We start from the raw sequence: 1,115 nt of genomic DNA, 5'->3' as shown, positions 1-1,115 counted from the left end.
GATTCACCGCCATCGCGGGCAAGCCCGCTCCCACATTTGGGCTTTGCTGCGTTGCAATTGGGGTGGTTCAGTCGAGGATCAGGTGCGGTAGAAACCGGCTTGAGTCCTTGGTGATCAGGCTGTTGTCTTCGCGCACGCCGATGCCTGCGGCTTGGTCAGCGATGACCCAGGAGCCGATCAGTGTGTAGCTGTCGCCAAACCTCGGCAGCGGCGCAAATTCTTGAAGGATAAACGGCGCGTCCGTGTAGGGGCCGTCTTCTTTTACGATCAGGCCTTCGGCGGTTTGCAGTTCGATGTTGGCGCCTTCGCGGGAGAAGAACGGTTTGCGCACCCAGCCCTTTGGCACGGCTTTGCCGGGGTCGGGGTCCAGGTGGGAGGCAAGCAGGTTCGGGTGGCCTTTATTGAACTCCCACAGCAGCGGCAGGATGCCTTTGTTGGAGAGGATGGCTTTCCACGCGGGCTCGAAGAACTGGGTGTCGCTCTGGGCAATCGCGGCGCCGAAGGGTTCGTGGAAGATGAACTCCCAGGCGTGCAGTTTGAACAGGTGGGGAATCCAGCGATCCTCAAGGTCGACGAAGCGGCCTTCGCTGGTGAGGCCGATGTCTTCGATGTCGATGTGGCGGGATTCGATACCAACTTTTTCGGCGACCAGGCGCAGGTAGTCGGTGGTGCCTTTGTCTTCGATCGAGTCTTTCATCGAGGCGAAGTAGAACGGCTGGTTGAGCTGCAATTGGGCGAAGGCTTGATGCAGCTTGGTGTCGATGCTGTTGAACTGGTCGGCGTGCTTGGGCAGCAGGCCGCGTTCGATGCATTGCTCCAGCCAGCCCCATTGAAACGCCGCCGCTTCATAGAGGCTGGTGGGTGTGTCGTAGTTGAGCTCGAGCAGTTTGGCTGGCCCGCTGCCGTTGTAGGAGAAGTCCATGCGCCCGTACAGGTGCGGGTGGCCTTCGAGCCATGAAGTGCGGATCATGTCGAAGAACGGCGCGGGAATGCTCAGGCGTTCCAGCAGTTCCTCGTTCTGCACCACGCGGGCCACGAGGTCCATGCACATGTCATGGATCTCGGTGGTCGGGTCTTCGAGGTCGCGCTCGATTTGTTCGAGCGTGAACTGGTAG

Annotated in this window: 1 protein-coding gene; it reads right to left on the bottom strand. The window is 60.0% G+C overall.

All coding sequences use genetic code 11. The features are described 5' to 3' along the window. Positions 1-67 precede the first annotated feature (67 nt). Positions 68-1,115 (bottom strand): glutathionylspermidine synthase family protein (locus FEM54_RS32940; RefSeq protein ID WP_138454325.1); only part of this gene is annotated, 1,048 nt, incomplete at its 5' end.

Source organism: Pseudomonas edaphica, from assembly GCF_005863185.1.
GTDB classification, from domain to species: Bacteria; Pseudomonadota; Gammaproteobacteria; order Pseudomonadales; family Pseudomonadaceae; genus Aquipseudomonas; species Aquipseudomonas edaphica.
Note: the sequence above shows the minus strand (reverse complement) of the source record. Positions and strands in the feature narration are given on the sequence as shown.